The sequence below is a fragment of the Streptomyces sp. NBC_01381 genome, assembly GCF_026340305.1.
Lineage (GTDB): Bacteria > Actinomycetota > Actinomycetes > Streptomycetales > Streptomycetaceae > Streptomyces.
The window spans coordinates 237,791-261,131 of record NZ_JAPEPI010000002.1 but is presented as its reverse complement, the minus strand read 5'-3'; the positions used below and the strand labels follow the sequence as shown (position 1 = coordinate 261,131).

General features: G+C 70.6%; 24 protein-coding genes. 16 read left to right on the top strand and 8 right to left on the bottom strand.

Translation table 11 applies throughout. From position 1 onward, the window contains the following. The first annotated feature begins 158 nt into the window (after nucleotides 1-158). Nucleotides 159-794, top strand: coding sequence for a TetR/AcrR family transcriptional regulator (locus OG453_RS22920; protein WP_266870302.1), 636 nt, complete (start codon nucleotides 159-161; stop codon nucleotides 792-794). On the opposite strand, the gene OG453_RS22915 is transcribed toward OG453_RS22920, so the two are convergent. Both OG453_RS22915 and OG453_RS22910 read right to left on the bottom strand, forming a co-directional pair. Then, nucleotides 780-1,757 (bottom strand): DeoR/GlpR family DNA-binding transcription regulator, encoded by a 978-nt coding sequence (locus OG453_RS22915; protein ID WP_266870300.1) that lies wholly within the window; start codon nucleotides 1,755-1,757, stop codon nucleotides 780-782. The two genes, OG453_RS22920 and OG453_RS22915, sit on opposite strands and share 15 nt — an antisense overlap. Nucleotides 1,758-1,976: 219 nt before the next feature. Next, on the bottom strand, nucleotides 1,977-3,425 hold the full coding sequence (locus OG453_RS22910; protein WP_266870299.1) for an NAD(P)H-quinone dehydrogenase: 1,449 nt from the start codon (nucleotides 3,423-3,425) through the stop codon (nucleotides 1,977-1,979). Nucleotides 3,426-3,520: 95 nt separating this feature from the next. Here OG453_RS22910 and OG453_RS22905 point away from each other — a divergent pair, with 95 nt between their 5' ends. The 4 genes from OG453_RS22905 (at nucleotide 3,521) to OG453_RS22890 (ending at nucleotide 8,012) form a co-directional block, all read left to right on the top strand. Next, the gene (locus OG453_RS22905) at nucleotides 3,521-3,958 is read left to right on the top strand and encodes a gamma-glutamylcyclotransferase (protein ID WP_266870298.1); all 438 of its coding nucleotides are present in this window, start codon (nucleotides 3,521-3,523) and stop codon (nucleotides 3,956-3,958) included. Between the two features lie 112 nt (nucleotides 3,959-4,070). Continuing rightward, a complete protein-coding gene (locus OG453_RS22900; protein ID WP_266870297.1) occupies nucleotides 4,071-4,895 on the top strand; it encodes a purine-nucleoside phosphorylase in 825 nt (274 codons plus the stop codon). A gap of 127 nt (nucleotides 4,896-5,022) precedes the next feature. Then, on the top strand, nucleotides 5,023-6,657 hold the full coding sequence (locus tag OG453_RS22895) for a phospho-sugar mutase (protein ID WP_266873097.1): 1,635 nt from the start codon (nucleotides 5,023-5,025) through the stop codon (nucleotides 6,655-6,657). A 122-nt stretch (nucleotides 6,658-6,779) separates the two neighbouring features. After that, complete coding sequence (locus OG453_RS22890) at nucleotides 6,780-8,012, top strand: hypothetical protein (protein ID WP_266870296.1); 1,233 nt, start codon at nucleotides 6,780-6,782, stop codon at nucleotides 8,010-8,012. Nucleotides 8,013-8,208: 196 nt separating this feature from the next. Here OG453_RS22890 and OG453_RS22885 read toward each other — a convergent pair whose 3' ends face one another. Then, the gene (locus OG453_RS22885; protein WP_266870295.1) at nucleotides 8,209-8,850 is read right to left on the bottom strand and encodes a PH domain-containing protein; all 642 of its coding nucleotides are present in this window, start codon (nucleotides 8,848-8,850) and stop codon (nucleotides 8,209-8,211) included. A 167-nt stretch (nucleotides 8,851-9,017) separates the two neighbouring features. On the opposite strand from OG453_RS22885, the gene deoC reads away from it, so the two are divergent. The 3 genes from deoC to OG453_RS22870 are packed head-to-tail and all read left to right on the top strand — an operon-like array spanning nucleotide 9,018 to nucleotide 12,297. After that, nucleotides 9,018-9,974, top strand: a complete 957-nt coding sequence (gene deoC, locus OG453_RS22880) for a deoxyribose-phosphate aldolase (protein WP_266873096.1) — start codon at nucleotides 9,018-9,020, stop codon at nucleotides 9,972-9,974. Between the two features lie 3 nt (nucleotides 9,975-9,977). Beyond that, nucleotides 9,978-11,417: an aldehyde dehydrogenase family protein gene (locus tag OG453_RS22875; RefSeq protein WP_266870293.1), complete on the top strand. Its 1,440-nt coding sequence runs from the start codon at nucleotides 9,978-9,980 to the stop codon at nucleotides 11,415-11,417. Then, entirely contained in the window at nucleotides 11,410-12,297 is an 888-nt protein-coding gene (locus OG453_RS22870; protein ID WP_266870292.1) for an aldehyde dehydrogenase family protein, read from the top strand. Before OG453_RS22875 ends, OG453_RS22870 begins: the two co-directional genes overlap by 8 nt. Nucleotides 12,298-12,380: 83 nt before the next feature. Here the strand turns inward: OG453_RS22870 and OG453_RS22865 are convergent, their stop codons facing one another. Further along, nucleotides 12,381-13,115, bottom strand: coding sequence for a TetR/AcrR family transcriptional regulator (locus tag OG453_RS22865; protein ID WP_266870291.1), 735 nt, complete (start codon nucleotides 13,113-13,115; stop codon nucleotides 12,381-12,383). A gap of 131 nt (nucleotides 13,116-13,246) precedes the next feature. On the opposite strand from OG453_RS22865, the gene OG453_RS22860 reads away from it, so the two are divergent. Then, the gene (locus tag OG453_RS22860; protein ID WP_266870290.1) at nucleotides 13,247-13,846 is read left to right on the top strand and encodes an NADPH-dependent FMN reductase; all 600 of its coding nucleotides are present in this window, start codon (nucleotides 13,247-13,249) and stop codon (nucleotides 13,844-13,846) included. Nucleotides 13,847-13,872: 26 nt separating this feature from the next. After that, nucleotides 13,873-15,381, top strand: a complete 1,509-nt coding sequence (locus tag OG453_RS22855) for an MDR family MFS transporter (RefSeq protein ID WP_266870289.1) — start codon at nucleotides 13,873-13,875, stop codon at nucleotides 15,379-15,381. A gap of 87 nt (nucleotides 15,382-15,468) precedes the next feature. On the opposite strand, the gene OG453_RS22850 is transcribed toward OG453_RS22855, so the two are convergent. Further along, nucleotides 15,469-15,855 (bottom strand): hypothetical protein, encoded by a 387-nt coding sequence (locus OG453_RS22850; protein ID WP_266870288.1) that lies wholly within the window; start codon nucleotides 15,853-15,855, stop codon nucleotides 15,469-15,471. Between the two features lie 126 nt (nucleotides 15,856-15,981). On the opposite strand from OG453_RS22850, the gene OG453_RS22845 reads away from it, so the two are divergent. Continuing rightward, nucleotides 15,982-16,620, top strand: coding sequence for a uridine kinase (locus OG453_RS22845; protein ID WP_266870287.1), 639 nt, complete (start codon nucleotides 15,982-15,984; stop codon nucleotides 16,618-16,620). A gap of 148 nt (nucleotides 16,621-16,768) precedes the next feature. On the opposite strand, the gene OG453_RS22840 is transcribed toward OG453_RS22845, so the two are convergent. Then, nucleotides 16,769-17,536 (bottom strand): SigE family RNA polymerase sigma factor, encoded by a 768-nt coding sequence (locus OG453_RS22840; protein WP_266870285.1) that lies wholly within the window; start codon nucleotides 17,534-17,536, stop codon nucleotides 16,769-16,771. A gap of 182 nt (nucleotides 17,537-17,718) precedes the next feature. Here OG453_RS22840 and afsQ1 point away from each other — a divergent pair, with 182 nt between their 5' ends. From afsQ1 to OG453_RS22815, 5 genes are all read left to right on the top strand, one after another. Further along, entirely contained in the window at nucleotides 17,719-18,396 is a 678-nt protein-coding gene (gene afsQ1 / locus OG453_RS22835) for a two-component system response regulator AfsQ1 (RefSeq protein ID WP_266873095.1), read from the top strand. Further along, nucleotides 18,393-19,952, top strand: a complete 1,560-nt coding sequence (locus OG453_RS22830) for a HAMP domain-containing sensor histidine kinase (RefSeq protein ID WP_266870284.1) — start codon at nucleotides 18,393-18,395, stop codon at nucleotides 19,950-19,952. Before afsQ1 ends, OG453_RS22830 begins: the two co-directional genes overlap by 4 nt. Further along, nucleotides 19,949-20,548, top strand: coding sequence for a hypothetical protein (locus tag OG453_RS22825; protein ID WP_266870283.1), 600 nt, complete (start codon nucleotides 19,949-19,951; stop codon nucleotides 20,546-20,548). Before OG453_RS22830 ends, OG453_RS22825 begins: the two co-directional genes overlap by 4 nt. Before the next feature lie 143 nt (nucleotides 20,549-20,691). After that, the gene (locus tag OG453_RS22820; protein ID WP_266870282.1) at nucleotides 20,692-21,240 is read left to right on the top strand and encodes a VanZ family protein; all 549 of its coding nucleotides are present in this window, start codon (nucleotides 20,692-20,694) and stop codon (nucleotides 21,238-21,240) included. A gap of 97 nt (nucleotides 21,241-21,337) precedes the next feature. Further along, entirely contained in the window at nucleotides 21,338-21,541 is a 204-nt protein-coding gene (locus tag OG453_RS22815; protein WP_266870281.1) for a PspC domain-containing protein, read from the top strand. Nucleotides 21,542-21,621: 80 nt separating this feature from the next. On the opposite strand, the gene OG453_RS22810 is transcribed toward OG453_RS22815, so the two are convergent. Together OG453_RS22810 and OG453_RS22805 are read right to left on the bottom strand one after the other, a co-directional pair. Continuing rightward, complete coding sequence (locus OG453_RS22810; RefSeq protein ID WP_266870280.1) at nucleotides 21,622-22,026, bottom strand: ATP-binding protein; 405 nt, start codon at nucleotides 22,024-22,026, stop codon at nucleotides 21,622-21,624. A 133-nt stretch (nucleotides 22,027-22,159) separates the two neighbouring features. Next, nucleotides 22,160-23,329: an adenosine deaminase gene (locus tag OG453_RS22805; protein WP_266870279.1), complete on the bottom strand. Its 1,170-nt coding sequence runs from the start codon at nucleotides 23,327-23,329 to the stop codon at nucleotides 22,160-22,162. Nucleotides 23,330-23,341: the final 12 nt, after the last annotated feature.

Here is a 23,341-nt window from a genome sequence, read left to right as displayed (position 1 = left end):
CGGCCGGGCTGGACATTCCAGCCCGGCCGACGAGGTATTCAGCCCGGCCAGCAAGTATTCAGCCCGTCCGGCGTTTGAGGACGAACTCGGCGAAGCCGGTGATAACGGTGCGCACGCTTCGGGCAGACTTGAAGCACCGCACGTTCAGGGAGGCCGGCATGGCACAGGAGCCCCAGAAGCGCCCCCGCTCGCAAAGAGCCGACGCGCGCCGCAATTACGACCGCCTCCTCGCAGAGGCCCGCACCGCCTTCGCAGAGCAAGGCACCGGCGCCTCGCTGGAGGACATCGCCCGCCACGCGAACGTAGGCATCGGCACCCTCTACCGCCACTTCCCCAACCGGCACGCCCTGATGAGCGCCGTCTTCGAGGAGGCGGTGGGCGACCTGCTCGCCCACTCCCGCGCGCTGCTCGACGATCCGCAGCCCTGCGCCGCCCTGGTGACGTGGCTGCGCGCCATCATCACTCATGCGGGTGAGTACCGCGGGCTCTCGCGCGCGCTCATGTCGGCGTCGCACGACGACAGTTCGGCGCTCGCGCGGTGCAGCAGGCCGATGCGCGAGGCGGGCTCGGCACTGCTGATCCGGGCCCAGCAGGCCGGTGCCGTACGCCCCGGTGTCTCCATCGGCGACCTGATGCAGCTGACCAACGCGATCGCGCTGGCCGCCGAAGAGACCCCGGACGAGCCGGAGTTGGCCGACCGCCTGCTGATGCTGACCCTGCGGGGCCTGAAGCCCGAGGGGTCGGCGCCCGCCGAGCCCGCTCCCGCCCCGGCCAGGGACTCAGCGGCGGCGTAGGTCCGCGACCCGCGCGGCCCGCTCCCCGGGCGGCTGCTCCCCGAGGACCGCACTGCGCAGCTGCGGCCCCGCACCGCTGCCATGACCACCATGCGTACGACGCTGCCCCGGCAGGGGCACGTCCCGGCGCGGCTGTCGCGCCGGGACGGGATCCACCCCGTTTCCGGAGTTGGGTCCTGCGGTCCCGCCCGCCACGGCGATCTGCACACCCTGGTCGGCCAGGGCCTGCAACTCGGTGGCCGCGCGGTCGTCATGGGTGGGCGGTTCGTCGGTGACCAGGCGGGTGATGACGTCCGTCGGCACCGTCTGGAACATCGTGTCGGTGCCGAGCTTGGTGTGGTCGGCGAGGACCACGACCTCGGCCGCCGCCTGGACGAGCGCGCGGTCCACGCTCGCCGACAGCATGTTGGACGTGGAGAGGCCGCGTTCGGCGGTCAGACCACTGCCCGAGAGGAAGGCACGGGACACCCGCAGTCCCTGCAGGGACTGTTCGGCCCCGCTGCCCACGAGCGCGTAGTTGGACCCGCGCAGGGTGCCGCCCGTCATGACGACTTCCACCCTGTTGGCATGCGCCAACGCCTGTGCCACCAGAAGGGAGTTGGTGACGACGGTCAGGCCGGGCACCCGCGCGAGCCGGCGGGCCAGCTCCTGCGTGGTCGTACCCGCCCCGACGACGATGGCTTCGCCCTCTTCGACGAGACCCGCCGCGAGATCGGCGATGGCCGTCTTCTCGGCGGTCGCGAGATGTGATTTCTGCGGAAAGCCGGACTCCCGCGTGAATCCGCCCGGCAATACCGCACCGCCATGTCGGCGGTCGAGGAGTCCTTCTGCCTCCAGCGCGCGCACGTCCCGCCGTACGGTCACTTCGGAGGTCTGGACGACGCGGGCGAGCTCGCGGAGCGATACCGCTCCGTTGGCCCGCACCATTTCGAGGATCAATTGGCGACGTTCTGCAGCGAACACGAAACTGACAGTAACCCCAACGACCGTCTGCTTTCAGCAGTTTGCGCCGAATTACAGAAGTTGTTCGCACGGCAACACCGGAAGTGGTATACGCGCCTACCCACCCCGCCTATGCCCCGCGAATGCTCCGCAACAGTGCGTGACCTGCGCAGAGTTGATACCCAGGCGGGCGCCGCCTCATCCGCGACGCACGCCTCTGGGGCCTCGCTCAGGCCTCGCTCAGGCCTCGCCGGCCGTCTTTCGCGTGTGAAGTTGACGCGCGACCTCGGCGATCGACCCCGAAAGAGATGGGTACACGGTGAAGGCGTTCGCGATCTGTTCAACCGTCAGATTGTTGTCGACCGCGATCGAGATGGGGTGGATCAGTTCCGAAGCGCGCGGCGCGACGACCACTCCGCCGACCACGATCCCCGTACCCGGACGGCAGAAGATCTTGACGAAGCCGTCGCGGATGCCCTGCATCTTCGCGCGCGGGTTGCGAAGGAGCGGCAGCTTCACGACGCGGGCGTCGATCTTGCCGGCGTCGACGTCGGACTGGCTGTAGCCGACGGTGGCGATCTCGGGGTCGGTGAAGACGTTCGACGAGACGGTCTTCAGGTTCAGCGGCGTGACCGCGTCGCCCAGGAAGTGGTACATCGCGATGCGCCCCTGCATGGCGGCGACGGAGGCGAGCGCGAAGATCCCGGTCACGTCACCGGCGGCGTACACACCGGGAGCGGACGTCCTGGAGACCTTGTCGGTCCAGATGTGCCCGGAGTCCTTGAGCTTGACCCCGGCCTCCTCCAGGCCCATGCCGCTGCTGTTGGGGATGGCACCGACGGCCATCAGACAGTGCGTACCGGAGATGACACGGCCATCGGCGAGCGTGACCTCGACGCGGTCGCCCACGCGCTTGGCGGAAGCGGCGCGGGAGCGCGACATGACGTTCATGCCACGGCGGCGGAAGACGTCCTCGAGGACCGCTGCGGCGTCCGGGTCCTCGCCGGGCAGCACGCGATCGCGGCTCGATACGAGGGTGACATTGGAGCCGAGTGCCTGGTAGGCGCCGGCGAACTCGGCGCCCGTGACACCGGAACCGACCACGATGAGCTCCTCGGGGAGCTCGTCCAGGTCGTACACCTGGGTCCAGTTCAGGATCCGCTCGCCGTCGGGCAGCGCGTCGGGGACCTCACGCGGGTGACCGCCGGTGGCGATGAGCACGGCGTCGGCGACGAGGGTCTCCTCGCTGCCGTCGGCCGCGCGCACGACGACCTTCCGGGACCCGTCGATGTCCTGCTGGCCCTCGAGGCGGCCGCGGCCGCGCAGCACGCGGGCGCCGGCCCGCGTGACGGACGCGGTGATGTCGTGGGACTGGGCGAGCGCGAGGCGCTTCACACGGCGGTTGACCTTGCCCAGGTCCACGCCCACCACGCGCGCGGGGGTGTCGATGTGCGGAGTGTCGTCCGCGACGATGATGCCGAGTTCTTCGTACGACGAATCGAAGCTGGTCATCACCTCGGCCGTCGCGATCAGAGTCTTCGACGGAACGCAGTCGGTGAGCACCGACGCCCCGCCCAGACCGTCGCAGTCGACGACGGTCACCTCCGCGCCGAGCTGGGCCGCCACAAGGGCCGCCTCATATCCGCCGGGTCCGCCACCAATGATCACGATCCGAGTCACGTACTCCATTGTCCCGCACGCTTCAAGGTGCTTCGCCCCGGGGCCCTGCGGAGCACTTCTGTTACGGGAGGGACACACCTCGTCGCTGCCGTACCCTCGACCACATGTCGCTCTACGCCGCGTACGCCGGCAATCTGGATCCGCGGCTCATGTCACGCCGCGCCCCGCACTCGCCGCTGCGCCAGACCGGCTGGCTGAACGGCTGGCGGCTGACCTTCGGCGGGGAGCACATGGGCTGGGAGGGCGCCCTTGCCACGATCGTGGAGGCCCCCCGCTCCCAGGTCTTCGTCGCCCTCTACGACATCGCTCCCATGGACGAGGACTCCATGGACCGGTGGGAGGGCGTGGGCCTGGACATCTACCGCCGCATGCGGGTCCGTGTGCACACCCTGGACGGCGAGGAACCGACGTGGGTGTACGTCCTCAACGGGTACGAGGGCGGCCTGCCGTCCGCGCGGTACCTGGGCGAGCTGGCCGACGCGGCGGAGTCCGCGGGGGCGCCGCACGACTATGTGATGGAGCTCCGCAAGCGCCCCTGCTAGGGGTGCGGGGGCCCTTCGACTCCCCTCTTGTCGGAAACGACAAGGCAACGATCCGAATCCCGTGAGCATCGTCATCTACGCGCGTAGGCTCCGAGCGGCTACTCTCGTCCGCGTGAACGCTTCAGTTATTCCGGACGACATCCAGGGCGACCCCTACGCCGCCGCCGACGCCGCCGCCGCGCGCCTGCGTGAGCTCACGGGCGCCGAGACCCACGACGTAGCCCTTGTGATGGGCTCCGGCTGGGCACCGGCCGTGGACGCGCTCGGCGTGCCCGATGCCGAGTTCCCGGTCACCGAACTGCCCGGCTTCCCGCCGCCGGCGGTCGCGGGCCACGGCGGCCGCATCCGCTCCTTCAAGGTCGGTGACAAGCGCGCCCTGGTCTTCCTGGGCCGCACCCACTACTACGAGGGCCGTGGCGTCGCCGCCGTCGCGCACGGCGTGCGCACAGCCGTCGCCGCGGGCTGCAAGACCATCGTGCTGACCAACGGCTGCGGTGGCCTGCGCGAGGGCATGCGTCCCGGCCAGCCGGTCCTGATCAACGACCACCTCAACCTGACGGCCACGTCGCCGATCGTCGGCGCGAACTTCGTGGACCTGACGGACCTGTACTCGCCGCGGCTGCGGGCGCTCTGCAAGGAGATCGACCCCTCCCTCGAAGAGGGCGTGTACGCGCAGTTCCCCGGCCCGCACTACGAGACGCCGGCGGAGATCCGCATGGCCCGCACGATCGGCGCGGACCTGGTGGGCATGTCCACCGTCCTCGAGGCGATCGCCGCGCGCGAGGCGGGTGCGGAGGTCCTCGGCATCTCCCTGGTGACGAACCTCGCCGCGGGCATGACGGGCGAGCCCCTGAACCACGAAGAGGTGCTCCAGGCGGGCCGCGACAGCGCCACCCGCATGGGCGAGCTCCTCGGCCAGGTCCTGGGCCGTATCTGACGGGTGTCCCCGCTCGTCCGGTCACCCCGCCGCGGGTAACCGGACGAGTAGGTGCGAGTACCGCCCCCCGACCAGGTGCGCGTACCGGACCCCGAGAAACTCCGCATACGAGAGGCTGACGTACGTGCTGGACGACCCCGAACTCATCGCGCGGGCCCAGGCCTGGCTGGCCGAGGACCCGGACCCCGAGACCCGCGAGGAACTCGCCAAGCTCATCGAGGCCGCGGACACCACAGAGCTCGCCGCCCGTTTCGGCGGCACCCTCCAGTTCGGCACCGCCGGCCTCCGCGGCGAGCTGGGCGCGGGCCCCATGCGGATGAACCGCTCCGTGGTCATCCGCGCGGCCGCGGGACTCGCCGCGTATCTCAAGTCCAAGAATCAAACCGACGGTCTAGTAGTGATCGGCTACGACGCCCGCTACAAGTCCGCGGACTTCGCGCGCGACACGGCTGCCGTGATGACGGGCGCCGGCCTCAAGGCGGCCGTCCTGCCGCGTCCCCTGCCCACCCCCGTGCTCGCCTTCGCCATAAGGCACCTCGGCGCGGTCGCCGGCGTGGAGGTCACGGCAAGCCACAACCCGCCGCGCGACAACGGCTACAAGGTCTACCTCGGCGACGGCTCCCAGATCGTCCCGCCCGCGGACGCGGAGATCGCCGCGGAGATCGACGCGATCGCGAGCCTGCACGACGTACCCCGGCCCGACAGCGGCTGGGAGACCCTCGGTGACGACGTCCTGAACGCCTATCTGGCGCGTACGGACGCGGTCCTGGCCCCGGAGTCCCCCCGCACCGCCCGCACCGTCTACACGGCGATGCACGGCGTCGGCAAGGACACGCTCCTCGCGGCGTTCGCCCGGGCCGGCTTCCCCGCCCCGGTCCTCGTCGCCGAGCAGGCCGAGCCGGACCCGGACTTCCCGACGGTCGCGTTCCCGAACCCGGAGGAGCCGGGCGCGATGGATCTCGCCTTCGCGCAGGCCCGCGAGACGGACCCGGACCTGATCATCGCCAACGACCCGGACGCGGACCGCTGCGCGGCCGCCGTCAAGGACGGCGCGGACTGGCGCATGCTCCGGGGCGACGAGGTGGGCGCTCTCCTGGCGGCCCATCTCGTACGGCGCGGCGCGCGCGGCACCTTCGCCGAGTCGATCGTGTCGTCCTCGCTCCTGGGCCGTATCGCCGAAAAGGCGGGTCTTCCTTACGAAGAGACTCTCACCGGCTTCAAGTGGATCGCCCGCGTGGAGGACCTGCGGTACGGCTACGAGGAAGCGCTCGGCTACTGCGTGGACCCCGAGGGCGTACGCGACAAGGACGGCATCACGGCGGCGCTGCTCCTCACCGAGCTCGCCTCCGAGCTCAAGGAGGCGGGCCGCACCCTGCTCGACCTCCTCGACGACCTGGCCGTCGAGCACGGGCTGCACGCCACGGACCAGCTCTCGGTGCGCGTGGAGGACCTCTCCCTCATCGCGAACGCGATGCGCAAGCTGCGCGAACAGCCGCCGACGGCGCTCGCGGGCCTGCCCGTGACGAAGGCGGAGGACCTGACGCAGGGCACGGACAAGCTGCCGCCCACGGACGGCCTGCGCTACACGCTGGACGGCGCGCGCGTCATCGTCCGCCCCAGCGGCACCGAACCGAAGCTCAAGTGCTACCTGGAGGTGGTCGTTCCGGTGGCGGACACGTCCGCCCTGCCGGGTGCCCGCGTGACGGCGGCGGAGCTCCTCGCCACGATCAAGCGCGACCTCTCGGCGGCCGCGGGCATCTGAACCACCCGGGCCACCCGTCCGAGTGGTTCCCGTACGACAGGTGACGCAGCGATCCGGTGCGCTGCCGGTCCCCCAGGAAGGGTCGACCGGTAGCGCACTTTCACGTTCCCGGAGCCGCCGCAGTGCCGCATGGACCGACCCCTGAGATCCCGACCGCCTCGGCGTCCACCGCCCCGTCACGGGTCCCGGCGTCCCGGAGCCGCGGCACCGCCGCACGCCCGTCGCCCCGCCTTCCCGCACGGGCGGCCCACGCCCTGCGCCACGCCTCCCCGGCACTCCTCGCCTACGCGGCCGTACGCGTCCTGGGCGCGCTGGTCCTCGCCGTGTGGGCGCGCAGGGAACACCGGGACGTCTGGCACCTGCTCGCGGAGTCCTGGGACTGCGACTGGTATCTGAAGATCGCCGACAACGGGTACGCGCACACCCTGGGCACCCAGATCGACGCGAACAACCTGGCGTTCTTCCCGCTCTACCCGCTGCTCGTCAGGGCGGGCGAGGCCGTCGCACCCGAGCCGCGCGGCGCGGTCGGGCTCGCCGTCTCCGTAGGGTGCTCGTTCCTCGCCGCGTGGGGGATCTTCGCGGTCGGCGACCGCCTCTACGGCCGCAGGGCCGGCGTCGTCCTCGCCACCCTCTGGGGCTCGCTCCCCGTCGCTCTCGTGCAGTGGATGGGCTACACGGAGTCCCTGTTCACGGCGCTCACCGCGTGGGCGCTGTACGCCGTGCTCACCGGTCGCTGGGTGTGGGCGGGCGCCCTGGCCGCGCTCGCGGGGCTCACCCGCCCGACCGGTGTGGCCCTCGCGGCGGCCGTCTCCCTGACGGCGCTGCTCGCCCTGCGCCGCGGGACGGCAGGAGGATTCCCCCTGCGCGCCCTTCTGGGGGCCCTCCTGGCGCCGCTCGGCTGGCTCGCGTACGTCGGCTGGGTGGGGCTCAGGCTGGGCCGCTGGGACGGCTATTTCGCCGTACAGAAGCTGTGGCGCAACGAGTGGGACGGCGGCGTCGGGACGCTGCGCACGATGTACGACCTCCTCGCCGCCCAACGGCCGCAGCTGTTCCTGACGATGGTGACGGCCACGCTGCTCGCCGCGCTGGCGCTGTTCGTCCTGTCGCTGGGCGACCGCCAGCCGCTGCCGCTGCTGGTCTTCTCCGGCCTGCTCCTGGCGATCGTGCTCGGCAGCAAGGGCGTCTACTTCCCGCGGGCCCGCTTCCTGATGCCCGCCTTCCCGCTGCTGCTGCCGGCGGCCGCGGCGCTGGCCCGCGCGCGGACGCATGTCACCGTGACGGTGCTCGGGGCGGCGGCCGTCACATCGGCGGCATTCGGCGGCCACATGCTCCTGGCGTGGCTTGGGCCGCCGTGAGCGGTGCTGAGGGTGCCTGGCGCCTAAGCACTGCGGTTCGGCAGCGCCCCGAAGGGGCGCGGGGCTGTGACATGTGCGGCTCCGCCGCGTGGGCACGACCAGCCACAGCGCCCCGAAGGGGCGCGGGGAACTGCGCGACCAGCCACGACGAACCCGCGGACGAGTAACGCACTACCCGCGGAGCACTCAGAGGTGCCTAGCCAACGATCAGCAGCACGGCAAGCAACACCGCGCCCGCAACCACCGGCGCGAGGATTTCATAGCTCCAGCGCACCACCGGCTCCCCCTGCGCCGACTCCGCGGAGGCCCGGCGCTCGGCGATCTCGCGCAGGTCGTCCATGATCTGGTCGCCGGGTGCGCGCAGCGGGTCCGAGTGACCGGGGCGGCGGGTGGGCCCGGAGCCGACGCTCGGGTCGCCCGCTGCCGCGCCCTGCGACTGCCTGCGGGCGGCCTTCTTGCGGCCGCGCAGGGAGACCGGGATGGCCCAGAGCTGGAACTTGGTGCCCGACTGGGTGAAGACCTCGTTCGAGTAGCCGGAGCGGAGGCCCGAGACGGACGCCCACGGCAGCGTGATCGTCCGCAAGGGGTTCCTGATGCGCAGCCGGTCGTCGTTGGCGTACACGGCCGGGCGCACGGTGAAGGCGACGACGAGCGGCACCGCGAAGATCAGCCCGGCGAGCGCGAGCCACGGCGTGCGGCCCTCCCCCCGGATCACGGCGTCGATGCCGAGCCAGCCGCCGACGGCGAGCAGCAGGACGCCTCCGGCGATTCCGCCGGACGACCGAAACGTCCGGTCCTTGTACTCGGGCTCCGCGACGGGAGGCTGGGGCTCACTCATAGGTCGATTCTGCCCGAGCGATTTGCCGCGGGGCGATCGGGTGGGTGGGCGGGAAGGATCCGCCGCGAAGCGGCGGCCTTGAGGGGGCGACACCCCTCCCCGCCACAGGGCAAGCAACCCGCCCCCTGTACAGCCGCTACGCGCGTAGATATGCTCCCCTCGTGACCATGCCCACTGCTCCCGCAACTGCACACGCACTCGCCGACGCCACCGCGTCGGCCGGCACGCTGCGCCGCTTCCTCCACGGGCTGCCCGGCGTCGACACGGTCGGCCTGGAGGCGCGCGCCGCGGCGCTCGGCACCCGCTCGATCAAGACCACGGCGAAGGCGTACGCCATCGACCTGGCCATCTCGATGATCGACCTGACGACCCTGGAGGGCGCCGACACCCCCGGCAAGGTCCGGGCGCTCGGCGCGAAGGCGGTCAACCCGGATCCGACCGACCGCGGCACCCCGAGGACCGCCGCGGTCTGCGTCTATCCGGACATGGTGGCCGTCGCCAAGGAGGCCGTCGGCGCCAGCGGCGTGAAGGTCGCCTCCGTGGCGACCGCCTTCCCCGCGGGCCGCGCCGCCATCGAGGTGAAGCTCGGTGACGTACGCGAGGCGGTCGCGGCCGGCGCCGACGAGATCGACATGGTCATTGACCGGGGCGCCTTCCTGGCGGGCGACTACATGACGGTGTTCGAGCAGATCCGCGCCGTGAAGGAAGCCTCCGGCGAGGCCAGGCTCAAGGTCATCTTCGAGACCGGTGAGCTCTCGACGTACGACAACATCCGTCGCGCCTCCTGGATCGGCATGCTCGCGGGCGCCGACTTCATCAAGACCTCGACCGGCAAGGTCGGCGTCAACGCCACTCCCGCCAACACCCTCCTGATGCTGGAAGCCGTACGCGACTTCCGCGCGCAGACCGGGGTACAGGTCGGGGTGAAGCCCGCCGGCGGCATCCGCACCACCAAGGACGCGATCAAGTTCCTCGTCCTGGTGAACGAGACCGCGGGCGCGGACTGGCTGGACAACCACTGGTTCCGCTTCGGCGCCTCATCGCTCCTCAACGACCTGCTGATGCAGCGCCAGAAGCTGGCCACGGGCCGCTACTCCGGCCCCGACTACGTGACGGTGGACTGACCCATGACTTCCACAGCTTTTGAGTACGCCCCCGCACCGGAGTCCCGCTCCGTCGTCGACATCGCGCCGTCGTACGGCCTGTTCATCGACGGCGAGTTCGTGGAGGCGGCGGACGGCAAGGTCTTCAAGACCGTCTCGCCCTCCACCGAAGAGGTCCTCTCCGAAGTCGCACAGGCCTCCTCCGAAGACGTCGACCGCGCGGTGAAGGCCGCCCGCAAGGCCTTCGAGAAGTGGTCGGCCCTTCCGGGCGCCGAGCGCGCCAAGTACCTCTTCCGGATCGCCCGGATCATCCAGGAGCGCAGCCGCGAACTGGCCGTCCTGGAGACCCTCGACAACGGAAAGCCCATCAAGGAGACGCGCGACGCCGACCTCCCCCTGGTCGCCGCGCACTTCTTCTACTACGCGGGCTGGGCCGACAAGCTCGACCACGCGGGGTACGGCGCGAATCCGGCGCCGCTCGGTGTCGCGGGCCAGGTCATCCCCTGGAACTTCCCGCTCCTGATGCTGGCCTGGAAGATCGCCCCGGCGCTCGCGACGGGCAACACGGTCGTCCTGAAGCCCGCCGAGACCACTCCCTTGAGTGCCCTGTTCTTCGCGGACATCTGCCGCCAGGCGGGCCTGCCCAAGGGCGTCGTCAACATCCTTCCGGGGTACGGCGACGCGGGCGCGGCCCTGACCGCCCACCCCGACGTCGACAAGGTCGCCTTCACCGGCTCGACCGCCGTCGGCAAGGCCATCGCACGCCAGGTCGCGGGCACGGACAAGAAGGTCACGCTCGAACTGGGCGGCAAGGGCGCGAACATCGTCTTCGACGACGCCCCCATCGACCAGGCCGTCGAGGGCATCGTCACCGGCATCTTCTTCAACCAGGGCCAGGTCTGCTGCGCGGGCTCGCGCCTCCTCGTACAGGAGTCGATCCAGGAGGAGCTGCTCGACTCGCTCAAGCGCCGCCTGACCACCCTGCGCCTGGGCGACCCGCTCGACAAGAACACCGACATCGGCGCGATCAACTCCGCGGAGCAGCTCGCCCGTATCAAGGCCCTGGCCGAGACCGGCGAGGCGGAGGGCGCCGAGCGCTGGTCCGCCCCGTGCGAACTGCCCTCCTCCGGCTACTGGTTCGCGCCGACGCTCTTCACGAACGTCACGCAGGCGCACACCGTCGCCCGCGACGAGATCTTCGGCCCGGTGCTCTCGGTGCTCACCTTCCGTACGCCGGAAGAGGCCGTCGCCAAGGCCAACAACACCCAGTACGGCCTCTCCGCCGGCATCTGGACGGAGAAGGGCTCCCGCATCCTCGCGGTCGCCGATCGCCTGCGCGCGGGCGTCATCTGGGCCAACACGTTCAACAAGTTCGACCCGACCTCGCCCTTCGGCGGCTACAAGGAATCGGGTTACGGCCGCGAGGGCGGCCGCCACGGCCTGGAGGCGTACCTCAATGTCTGAGCGACTCACGGTCCTGAAGACCTACAAGCTGTACGTCGGCGGGAAGTTCCCGCGTTCCGAGAGCGGCCGGGTGTACGAGGTGACGGACTCCAAGGGCAAGTGGCTGGCCAACGCCCCGCTCTCCTCCCGCAAGGACGCCCGTGACGCGGTCGTGGCCGCGCGCAAGGCGCAGGGCGGCTGGGCCGGCAAAACGGCGTATCTGCGCGGGCAGATCCTCTACCGCGTCGCGGAGATGCTGGAGGGCCGCAAGGACCAGTTCGTACGGGAGGTCGCCGACGCCGAGGGGCTTTCCAAGTCGAAGGCCGCCGCCGTCGTGGACGCGGCCATCGACCGCTGGGTCTGGTACGCGGGCTGGACCGACAAGATCGCCCAGATCGTGGGCGGCGGCAACCCGGTCGCGGGCCCCTTCTTCAACCTCTCATCGCCGGAGCCGACGGGCGTGGTGACGGTCGTCGCCCCGCAGAAGTCGTCGTTCCTGGGCCTGGTCTCGGTGATCGCCCCGGTGATCGCGACCGGCAACACGGCCGTGGTGATCGCGAGCGAGGACTCCCCGCTCCCCGCGCTCTCGCTGGGCGAGGTGCTCGCCACCTCCGACCTGCCGGGCGGCGTCGTGAACATCCTGTCCGGCCGTACGGCGGAGATCACCCCGTCGCTCGCCGCGCACCAGGACGTGAACGCGATCGACCTGGCGGGCGTCGAGGACGACGTACTGGCCAAGGAGCTCGAGGTCGCGGCCGCCGACAACCTCAAGCGCGTCGTCCGTCCACAGCCTGTGGACTGGTCGGCCGACCCGGGCACGCACCGCCTGACGGCCTTCCTGGAGACCAAGACGGTCTGGCACCCCACGGGTTCGCTGGGCGCGTCCGGCTCCTCCTACTGACTGAGCCATCTCCCCGCGGCGAAGCCCCGGCCCTCCTCCGTCCAGGAGGGCCGGGGCTTCGCCCTTTCACCAGCTCATCGACCTCAGATGCCGAACCGCGCCGCGATCCCGTCGAGGACGCACTCGAGGCCCGTCTCGAACGCCCAGGTCGGATCGTCCTTGCGCGTCGCCCGCAGACCGTAGCGCCGGTACGTGGGATAGCGGCCGGTCTCCATGAGGTACGTCATCTGCGGCGCGAGGCCCTTGCGGACCTCGGCGCCGGACGACCAGCCCTCGGCCCGAGTCCACTCCTGCAGGGCCACTTCGGACGAGGCCGCGCCGTGCGCGTAGGCGCTGACGGTGCGGAACGCGACCATCATCGTGTCCTCGTCGAGGCCGAGTCCGTCGAGCGCGGCCAACTGCCGCTCGGCGATGGCCAACCGGCCCGGGGTGAGGACGAAGGTCGCCGTGGGCAGCTGGCCCACCCAAGGGTGGCGCCGCATCGACTCCCGGGTCAGCAGGGCGAAGTCCCGCAGCACCTCGCGCCAGCCGGTCAGTTCCTCGGGGATCACGACCTCGGCCGCCACCCGCTCGGCCATCAGCGCCCACAGATCGTCCTTGCCGGAGACATGGCGGTACGCGGCCATCGGCGCGACCCCCAGCTCCGTGGCGAGCCGGCGCATGGTGACGGCGGCGAAGCCCTCCGCGTCGGCGACCTCGACCGCGACGGCCCCGATCCGCTCCAGGGTCAGTGAGGCGCGGGGCGCGGCCGGCTGTTCAAGACGCTCCCAGAGCGACTTGTCCGGCTCCGCCTTGCCATCCCTCTTCTGACCAGCCACAACCGGGCTCCTCTCCGTCGGGCACTCAGCGTACAACGTATCCCTCAGTAGACGCTGTACACACCGACGTGTACGTTGTACGCATCGAGATACGCCGTACACATTCACTCGCCATCTCCAGGGGGACCCCCATGACCAGCAGCATCGATCGGCCGCTCCAGATCGCCGTCGTCGTCGGCAGTACCCGCGAGGGCCGTTTCGCCCCCGTCGTCACGCGGTGGCTGACCGGGCATCTCGACCGGCGCGACGACATGAAGGCCGATGTCGTCGACCTCGCCGAGACCCCGCTGCCCACCGCCCTGCCCGCCTTCGGACAGCCGCTCGCACCCGGCGTCAAGGAGGCGCTCGCCCTGGTGTCACCGCGCCTCGACGCCGCCGACGCGTTCGTCTTCGTCACGCCGGAGTACAACCACAGCTTCCCGGCCTCCCTGAAGAACGCCATCGACTGGCACAACACGCAGTGGCACGGCAAGCCGGTCGCCTTCGTCTCCTACGGCGGCCTCTCCGGCGGCCTGCGCGCGGTCGAGCAACTCCGCGTCGTCATGGCCGAGTTGAACGCCACGACCATCCGCAACACGGTCAGCTTCCACAACGCGTACGGAGCATTCGGCGAGGACGGCACCGTCGACGACCCGGCCGTGGACGCCGCCGCCGAGGCCCTGCTCGACCAGCTCGCCTGGTGGGCGCACGCGCTGCGGGACGCCAAATCCGCCCGCCCGTACGCCGCCTGACTTCTCGTCACATCCCTGGGGGAACCATGAGTCAACGTACGGAAGAGACGAGCATCCCGCCGACGCCGGACGGAGCGACGCAACCGGCCGACGAGGGCGGCCCGTCCAAACTCGTCCTCTTCGGGCTGCTGCTCGGCCTGATGCTCGGCCTGCTCGACGGCACGATCGTGGGCACCGCCCTGCCCACGATCGTCGGCGACCTGGGCGGCCTCGACCACCTCTCCTGGGTGGTGACGGCCTATCTGCTCACCGCGTCCGTCTCCACCCCCATCTGGGGCAAGCTCGGCGACCTCTACGGGCGCAAGGGCAGCTTCGTCTGGTCGATCGCGGTGTTCCTCGCCGGCTCCGTGCTCTCCGGACTCGCCCAGGACATGGGGCAGCTCATCGCCTTCCGCGCCGTACAGGGGCTCGGAGCGGGCGGCCTCATGGTCGGCGCCATCTCGATCATCGGCGTCATGCTGCCCCCGTCACAGGCCGGCCGCTCACAGTCGATGATCGGCGCGATGATGCCCGTGGCGCTGGTCGGCGGACCGCTGCTCGGCGGCTTCCTCACCGACCGGCTCGACTGGCGCTGGGCCTTCTACGTCAACGTGCCCATCGGCGCGATCGCCCTGATCATCATCGCCCTGCGCCTGCGCCTGCGCACCGAGCGCGTCAAGGCCCGGATCGACTACAAGGGAGCGGCGCTGCTCTCCGCGGGCATCCTCGCCCTGACCCTCCTGGGCAGTTGGGGCGGCACCACCTACGGCTGGGCGTCGGCGCAGATCCTCGCGCTCGGTGTGCTCGGCGCGGGCGCCCTGGTCTGGTTCGCCCGGGTCGAGCGGCGGGCCGCCGAGCCGATCATCCCGCCCCGGCTCTTCGCCGACCGCAACTTCACGCTCGCCCAGATCCTCTGCTTCCTGGTGGGCGGCGCCATGCTCGGGGCGTCCAGCTATCTGCCGCAGTACATGCAGTTCGTCCGCGGCGCATCGTCGACGGCCAGCGGCATGCTGCTGCTTCCGCTGATGGCGGGCATGTTCGGCGCGCAGCTCCTGCTGGGCCGGATCACGTCCAACGGCGGCGGCTACCGCGCCTACACCGTCATCGGCGGCGCGCTGGCGGCCATCGGCGGCCTCGCGCTCCTCGCGGTCGGCGCGGACACCCCGACGGCGGTGACCTCCGCGCTGACCCTCGTGCTCGGCGCGGGCATGGGCTTCCTGATGCAGAGCACCCTGCTGATCACCATCAACAGCGCCGAGCCGCGCGACATGGGCGCCGCCACCGGCACCGCGACGCTCCTTCGCACGATCGGCGGCTCGCTCGGCGTCGCCGTGCTCGGCGCGGTCTACTCCAGCCGGCTCACCTCGGCCGGAATGCCGGAGGGCGGCACGTCCTGGACGCCCGAAGCCGTCCGGGGGATGCCCGACGGGGTGCGCGAGACGGTGCGTACGGCGGTCACCAGCGGGCTGCACGGGGTGATGCTCGGGACGGCACTGCTCGGCGCGGTGGCATTCGCGGTGGCGTGGCTGGTGCGAGACGTTCCACCGCGGGAGTGACGTCGTAGGCCTGCGGGCCGGTGGGGGCTGGTCGCGCCCACGCGGCGGAGCCGCATGTGTCCCGGCCCCGCGCCCCTTACGGGGCGACTATCCGGGCAACAGCCCGGTCGCCGGCCCCACCAGAGGCAACTCATCGAGCGATGCCCCACCGGCCAGCGGCCCCGTCGCCGCCGCCGTGGTGATCGGCTTGAAGTCCGCGACGCCGGCGCCCACCGCATTGTCGAGCGGGTCGACGCCCGTACCGGCCAGCGGATTCAGCTTCAGGTTCTTGGCGGGCCCGAGGCCGCCCCGCACCGCCTGGTGCAGGCCCGCGCCGGCCGCCGTCACATCATCGGTGGCCTCCGGGGCAGCCGGCGCCGCGCTCGCCGTCGCCGCGCCGCCGACCCCGAGCGCCGCCCCCGCGAGAGTGACGGTCACACCCGCATGCAGCAGGGCGCGCGAGAAGGACTTGGGGCCTGCTGAGTTTCGTGCCATCGGTCTACCGCCCATATCCACGTTGGGTAACTAGGTGCGCACGTAGCGTAGTTGAGGTGCGGTACGGGCACCAAAGCCCGACCCGTGGGGTCGCCTGAGCGGCTCGATGCCGCACACTGGTTTCTCGTGAGTTCCCATCCCCCGATACCCACCCGCGTCGTGCTGCTCGCCGGCCCCTCCGGCTCGGGCAAGTCGTCGTTCGCCGCCCGCTCGGGCCTTCCGGTGCTGTGCCTCGACGACTTCTACAAAGAGGCCGACGACCCGACGCTGCCGCAGGTGCCGGGCAGCGCCGACATCGACTGGGACTCCCCCGCGTCCTGGGACCGCGAGACCGCCGTCGCCGCCATCGAGCGTCTTTGCCGTACGGGACGTACGAGCGTCCCCGTGTACGACATCTCCACCAGCTCCCGTACGGGCGAGTCCACGATGGACATCGAGCGCACGCCGGTGTTCATCGCGGAGGGGATCTTCGCGGCGGACATCGTGGAGCAGTGCAGGGAGATCGGCGTGCTCGCCGACGCGATCTGTCTGCGGGGGCGGCCGTCCACCACGTTCCGGCGACGGCTGCTGCGGGATCTGCGCGAGGGCCGCAAGTCCGTGCCGTTTCTCCTCCGGAGGGGGTGGCGGCTGATGCGGGCCGAGCGGGCGATCGTCGCCCGGCAGAGTGCGCTTGGGGCGCATCCCTGCGGGCGGGACGAGGCGCTGGGGCGGGTTGCCGCTGCCGCGGCCGGGCGTTGCGTGAAGGCCAGAGCCGCGCAGGCTTAGGCGCAAAAAGCAGAAGGACCGGAAAGACCCCCCGGCCTTCCGGTCCTGCTGCCTCTTTCCCCCGTGGTCCCCCGTGACCCCGTTTCCCCCGTGGTCCCCCCGATACTTCCCGCCGCTTCCCCCCTAGGAGCGGCGGCCCCCGTGATCCTCAGGCGACCAACTCGCCGAAGGACTCCTCCTGGTCACGGCCGAAGCTGAGGACCTCGTCCTCGCGCAGCCGGCGCAGGGAGCGCCAGATGCTGGACTTCACCGTGCCCACGCTGATGTCGAGGATGTCCGCGATCTCGGGGTCCGTGCGGCCCTCGTAGTAGCGCAGGACCAGCATCGTCCGCTGCAGTTCGGGGAGGCGGGCCAGGGCCTGCCAGAGAACCGCGCGGAGTTCCGTGCCCCGCATCGCGTCCGTGTCGCCCGCCGTCTCCGGCAGTTCCTCGGTCGGGTATTCGTTCAGCTTGCGGCGGCGCCACGCGCTGATGTGCAGATTGGTCATGGTGCGGCGGAGGTACCCGCCGACCGCGGCCTTGTCGCTGATCCTGTCCCAGGCCCGGTACGTCGAGAAGAGGGCGCTCTGCAGCAGATCCTCGGCCTCGAAACGGTCACCGGTCAGGTGGTAGGCGGTTGCGTACAGAGAGGCACGACGCTCCTGGACGTAGGCGGTGAACTCCGCCTCCGACGCTGAAGTGCGTTCCCCCGTGTCCTCCCTGTACGCGGCTCCCCCGTGAGCTCCCCCGTCAGTTCCCCCGATTACGCCCGGGAGTACGTCAACCACCGTCATGAACGCGGTGTGCTGACGCCCGGTGCCGCGAGCGCACCCCCGCCCGCTCACGGCACCGGACTTCTCGTGCCTCTCGGCAGTCCGAGCCACGTCGTGGAGACGCGTGACAACTGCGCTTGAGCTGGTGCTGTGCAGCGTGTTCATCTCGCGCCCCCCGTCGGTGGAGTCTGGCTTCTTCCGTGTGACCAAAACTCTGCCCGAGGCACTTCATGACGGTGTCCGCCGACTGTCACAGGCCTGCAACAGCCCTCATGTGTGTAGGGGAGAAGTGTGGGAGGGCTCCCAACAGTCGAACTGTGGCCGCACCATGGGACAGAATGACGTCCGTGCCTTCCCTGTTGCTGATCGAGGACGACGACGCCATCCGTACAGCCCTTGAGCTTTCGCTCACCCGCCAAGGGCATCGGGTGGCTACTGCTGCCACCGGCGAGGACGGCCTGAAACTGCTCAGTGAGCAGCGGCCGGACCTGATCGTGCTGGATGTGATGCTGCCGGGCATCGACGGGTTCGAGGTGTGCCGTCGCATCCGGCGCACCGACCAGTTGCCGATCATCCTGCTTACCGCGCGCAGTGACGACATCGACGTGGTGGTCGGGCTCGAGTCCGGCGCCGACGACTATGTCGTGAAACCCGTGCAGGGACGGGTGCTCGACGCCCGGATCCGTGCGGTGCTCCGGCGCGGTGAGCGCGAGGCCAATGACGCGGCGGCGTTCGGTTCGCTCGTCATCGACCGCGCCGCGATGACCGTGACGAAGAACGGCGAGGATCTGCAGCTCACGCCGACCGAGCTGCGGCTGCTCCTGGAGCTGAGCCGCAGGCCCGGACAGGCCCTGTCGCGGCAGCAGTTGCTGCGTCTGGTGTGGGAGCACGACTATCTCGGTGACTCCCGGCTCGTCGACGCGTGTGTGCAGCGGCTGCGCGCGAAGGTGGAGGACGTCCCGTCCTCGCCGACACTGATCCGTACGGTGCGTGGGGTCGGCTACCGGCTGGACACTCCTCAGTGACCAAACCGCAGGACAAGCTCCGCGGTTGGGCCGCGGCGCGCAAGGCGATACTGGCAGGGCTGCGTTTCACGAGCCTGCGGCTCCGGCTCGTCGTGGTGTTCGGGTTGGTGGCGCTGACCGCCGCCGTCTCGGCGTCCGGAATCGCGTACTGGCTCAACCGCGAGGCGGTCCTCACGCGTGCGCAGGACGCGGCGCTGAAGGACTTCCAGCAGGAGATGCAGACCCGCGCGGGGGCGCTGCCGCCCCATCCGACGCAGGACGAACTGCAGCAGGCCGCCGGGACGATGGCGAACAGCAGCCAGCGCTACAGCGTGCTGTTGATCGGTGAGAACGGCGACGGTGACACCGTCGTCGGCTACTCCGACCTGGACGCCTTCACGCTGGCCGATGTGCCCAAGTCGCTGCGGGTGACGGTGAACAAGGAACAGCCGCTCACCTCGAGCAACAAGAGCCCGTACCACCTGTACTGGCAGCGGACCGTCGACGACGGCACCCCGTATCTGGTGGGCGGCGCGAAGGTCATCGGCGGCGGGCCCACCGGTTACATGCTCAAGTCCCTTGAGCCGGAGGCGAAGGACCTGAGTTCGCTGGGATGGTCGCTCGCCATCGCCACGGGGCTCGCGCTGATCGGTTCCGCGCTGCTCGCGCAGGCGGCGGCGACCACCGTGCTCAAGCCGGTGCACCGGCTCGGCGTGGCCGCGCGGCGGCTCGGCGAGGGCAAGCTGGACACCCGGCTGAGAGTGTCGGGCACGGATGAACTGGCCGATCTGTCACGGACGTTCAACCGGACCGCGGAGAGTCTGGAGAAGAAGGTCGACGACATGAGCGCCCGTGACGAGGCGTCGCGCCGCTTCGTCGCCGACATGTCGCACGAGCTGCGTACGCCGCTGACCGCGATCACCGCGGTGACGGAGGTCCTCGAAGAGGAGCTGGACGCCGAGACCGGGTCGGTCGACCCGATGATCGAGCCCGCGGTGCGCCTCGTGGTCAGCGAGACCCGCCGGCTCAACGACCTGGTGGAGAACCTGATGGAGGTCACCCGCTTCGACGCGGGCACGGCCCGGCTCGTCCTGGACGACGTCGACATCGCCGACCAGATCACGGCGTGCATCGACGCCCGCGCCTGGCTCGACGCGGTCGAGCTCGACGCGGAGCGCGGCATCATGGTGCGGCTCGACCCGCGCCGCCTCGACGTGATCCTGGCGAACCTCATCGGCAACGCGCTCAAGCACGGCGGCTCCCCGGTGAAGGTCTCGGTGCGGCTCGCGGGCGAGAAGCTGGTCATCGCGGTGCGCGACGGGGGCCCGGGCATCCCCGAGGACGTACTGCCGCATGTCTTCGACCGCTTCTACAAGGCGAGTGCGTCCAGGCCGCGTTCGGAGGGCAGCGGGCTCGGGCTCTCCATCGCCCTGGAGAACGCGCACATCCACGGCGGTGAGATCACGGCCGCCAACTCCCCCAAGGGCGGCGCCGTGTTCACGCTGTGGCTGCCGCGCGATCCCAGGCCCCTGGTGGAGGAAGAACCGGACGGCGCGGGCAAGGGAGAGAAGCGATGAACCGGCGACGGCTGCGTGCCGCGCTCCTTGCCGCCGCGCTGACCGCGACGCTCGCCGGGTGCGGCATCCGGTCGACGGAGGTGCCGACCGACTTCGGCCCCGGGCCCTCGCGGGTGCCGTGTGTGATGTCCGGGTCGAGCATCGCGTCACAGTCGAGCGGCATCCCGGTGCAGGTCTTCCTGGTGTGCGCGGCACAGCTGGTGACCGTCGACCGCACGGTGCGGATCCCCGCCGACAAGGCGACGACCGACCGCGTACGCATCGCGCAGGCGCTCCTCGACGAGCTGGAGCATCCGCCGTCGGACCCCGAGAAGCAGGCGGGCTTCGCCACGGACGTACGCGGCGGCACGGTCGTCAGCGGTCCCGGCGACGACGATCCGGACGACGCGCTGCGGTTCAGCACGCCGCCGGAGTCTCTGTCGGCCTTCGCCCTCGCGCAGATCGTGTGCACCTACGCGGACAGCGCGGCGGCGGCCGGCGAGCGCTCGGTGATCCTGGGCGGCCCCGGTGACGCCCCGCTGCGCCGCTACGAATGCACGCAGGCCGTCAGGCAGCGCCCCGGCACGGAGGCACCGCCTGCGGAAACGGTGAAGTGACCGCACTCCTTGAGCGCCCGCAGTGACCACGGAGTGTCACGTCGCCCGCGATTGAGACAGCCACCGCCTGCGATCAAGACAGCGCCCCGTACCGGGATGAGATACGCGGAACCGATCCTGCCGCTCGGCGCGTCTAGGGGGACGTGCGTCAAGGCTCGGGCGGCCACGGGGCCGCCATCCGCTTCCGCGCGGCGGGAGGATTCCTCCTCGTCGCGCACCTTCTGCTCGTCGGATGGTTCACGCTGCGTCCACTGGACGTGCCCTGGGTCAGCGCGGCGAATCTGCAGCCGTTCGCCGGCATCAAGGCGGATCTGGCGCTCGGTCCCGTGCAGGCCGCCCGGCAGATAGGTGGCAGCCTGCTGCTGCTCGCGCCGCTCGGCGTGCTGCTTCCGCTGGCCGGCGGGCGGGTCCATGTGTCGCCGCTGGGTTCGCTGGTCCGCACGCTCGCGGCGGGGGCGCTGCTCTCGCTGGGCATCGAGCTGCTGCAGACCGGGGTGCCGGGGCAGGTCGTCGACATCGACTCGCTGTTCCTGAACACCGTGGGAGTGGCCCTCGCGCATCTCGCCGTGGTGCCCGCCGTCAGGGCCAGGCTCCGCCGCCGTACTGATGGGGTGGACCGCGCGGCCCTCCTGCGGGAGGACGCTTCTCAGGGTGCGACCCCGACGATTCCCAGGGTCGGTATCGCACCCTAGAGCGACGCTTTGCCCGCTTCGTGAACGTAGCTTTGAGTCATCGGGGAAACGCCCCCGGACCTCATACCTGATCACTACGGTTCACGAAGGAGCCACCATGACCGCCCTTGCCCGCCCCACGAACGGCCGGATGATCGGCGGAGTGTGTGCCGCCCTCGCCAGGAAGTTCGGCACGTCGGCGACGACGATGCGCGTGATCTTCGTACTCTCCTGCCTGCTGCCCGGACCGCAGTTCCTCCTCTACATAGCGCTGTGGGTGCTGCTCCCCTCGGAGGGCAAGACCCAGCAGGCAGCCTGGTGAGAGGCCTGCATACGTACGCCGATGGGGCGCACCCTTGCGAAAGGGTGCGCCCCATCGGCGTACACGGAAGTGCGCGAGGATCAGCCGAGCGGCAGACCGTTCACCGGCAGACCCGAGGCCTGCGGGCCCGCGACCGGCAGGCCGCCGAGCAGGCCCGAGAGCGGGTCGGCGGCGCCCGGCAGGGCCGCAGCCCGGCGCTGAACCTCGCCGTTGGCGAGCTGGTGACCGTTGGCGAGCTGGTCGACGGTCGGCGCGGTGGCCTGCATGGTGGTGCCGAGCGCGTTCTGGCCGGCGGCCAGGGCCTCGGGGCCACCGGCGGGCAGCGTCGCGGCGGCCTCGCCGACGGGGAGCGTCGAGGTGGCGTTGCCGAGGGCGGCGGTGGGGTTCGGCACCGCCGGGGCGGCGTTGGCGGCACCCGCGCCGGCGGCGGCGAAGGCGGCACCGAGAGCGGCGACACCGAGGGTCTTGGCAGCAGACTGCTTCATTTTCAATGCGTCCTTGATGACGGGAACTTTTGAGCGGCCCATGACCGTAAACACGTGAGCGAGCGGTCTGCAAACAGCAAAACGCGGCCGGGAATTAATTTTCCCGGCCGCGCCCGCAATGCTCGAATTACTGCTAGGACCCGACAGAAGCGCTGGTCGAAGCGGTCTGACGGAACAGCCATTCGGATTTCAGCTCGGCATAACCGGGCTTGATCACGTCGTTGATCATTGCCAGTCGTTCATCGAAAGGAATGAACGCTGATTTCATCGCATTGACTGTGAACCACTGCATGTCGTCGAGCGTGTAGCCGAATGCGTCGACAAGGTGCTCGAATTCACGGCTCATGCTGGTGCCGGACATGAGGCGGTTGTCCGTGTTCACCGTCGCCCGGAAGTGCAGCTTGCGGAGCAGCCCGATGGGGTGCTCGGCGTAGGAGGTCGCGGCGCCCGTCTGGAGGTTGGAGCTGGGGCACATCTCCAGGGGGATGCGCTTGTCGCGTACGTAGCTGGCGAGGCGGCCGAGCTTCACGGTGCCGTCGTCGGCGACCTGGATGTCGTCGATGATGCGTACGCCGTGGCCAAGCCGGTCGGCGCCGCACCACTGCAGGGCCTGCCAGATGGAGGGCAGGCCGAAGGCCTCGCCGGCGTGGATCGTGAAGTGGTTGTTCTCGCGCTTCAGGTACTCGAACGCGTCGAGGTGCCGGGTGGGCGGGAAGCCCGCCTCGGCGCCCGCGATGTCGAAGCCGACGACGCCCAGATCGCGGTAGCGGTTGGCGAGTTCGGCGATCTCCAGGGCGCGGGCGGCGTGCCGCATCGCGGTGAGCAGCGCGCCGACGCGGATGCGGTGGCCGTTGGCCTTCGCGCGCCGCTCGCCCTCCCGGAAGCCCTCGTTGACGGCCTCGACGACCTCTTCGAGGGTGAGGCCCTGCTCCAGGTGCTGCTCGGGGGCGTACCGGATCTCGGCGTAGACGACGCCGTCCTCGGCGAGGTCCTCGGCGCACTCGGCGGCCACGCGCTTGAGGGCGTCCTTCGTCTGCATCACCGCGCAGGTGTGGGCGAAGGTCTCCAGATAGCGCGGCAGCGAACCGGAGTCGGCGGCCTCCCGGAACCAGATCCCCAGCTTGTCGGGGTCGGTCTCGGGCAGTGACTCGTACCCCGTCTCGCGGGCGAGGTCGACGATCGTGCCGGGGCGCAGGCCGCCGTCCAGGTGGTCGTGGAGGAGCACCTTGGGGGCGCGGCGGATCTGTTCGGCGCTGGGTGTTTCGCGGTCCGTCTGACCGGCTTTGGTGGTCTGGCTCGTCATCTCGGCACTCTA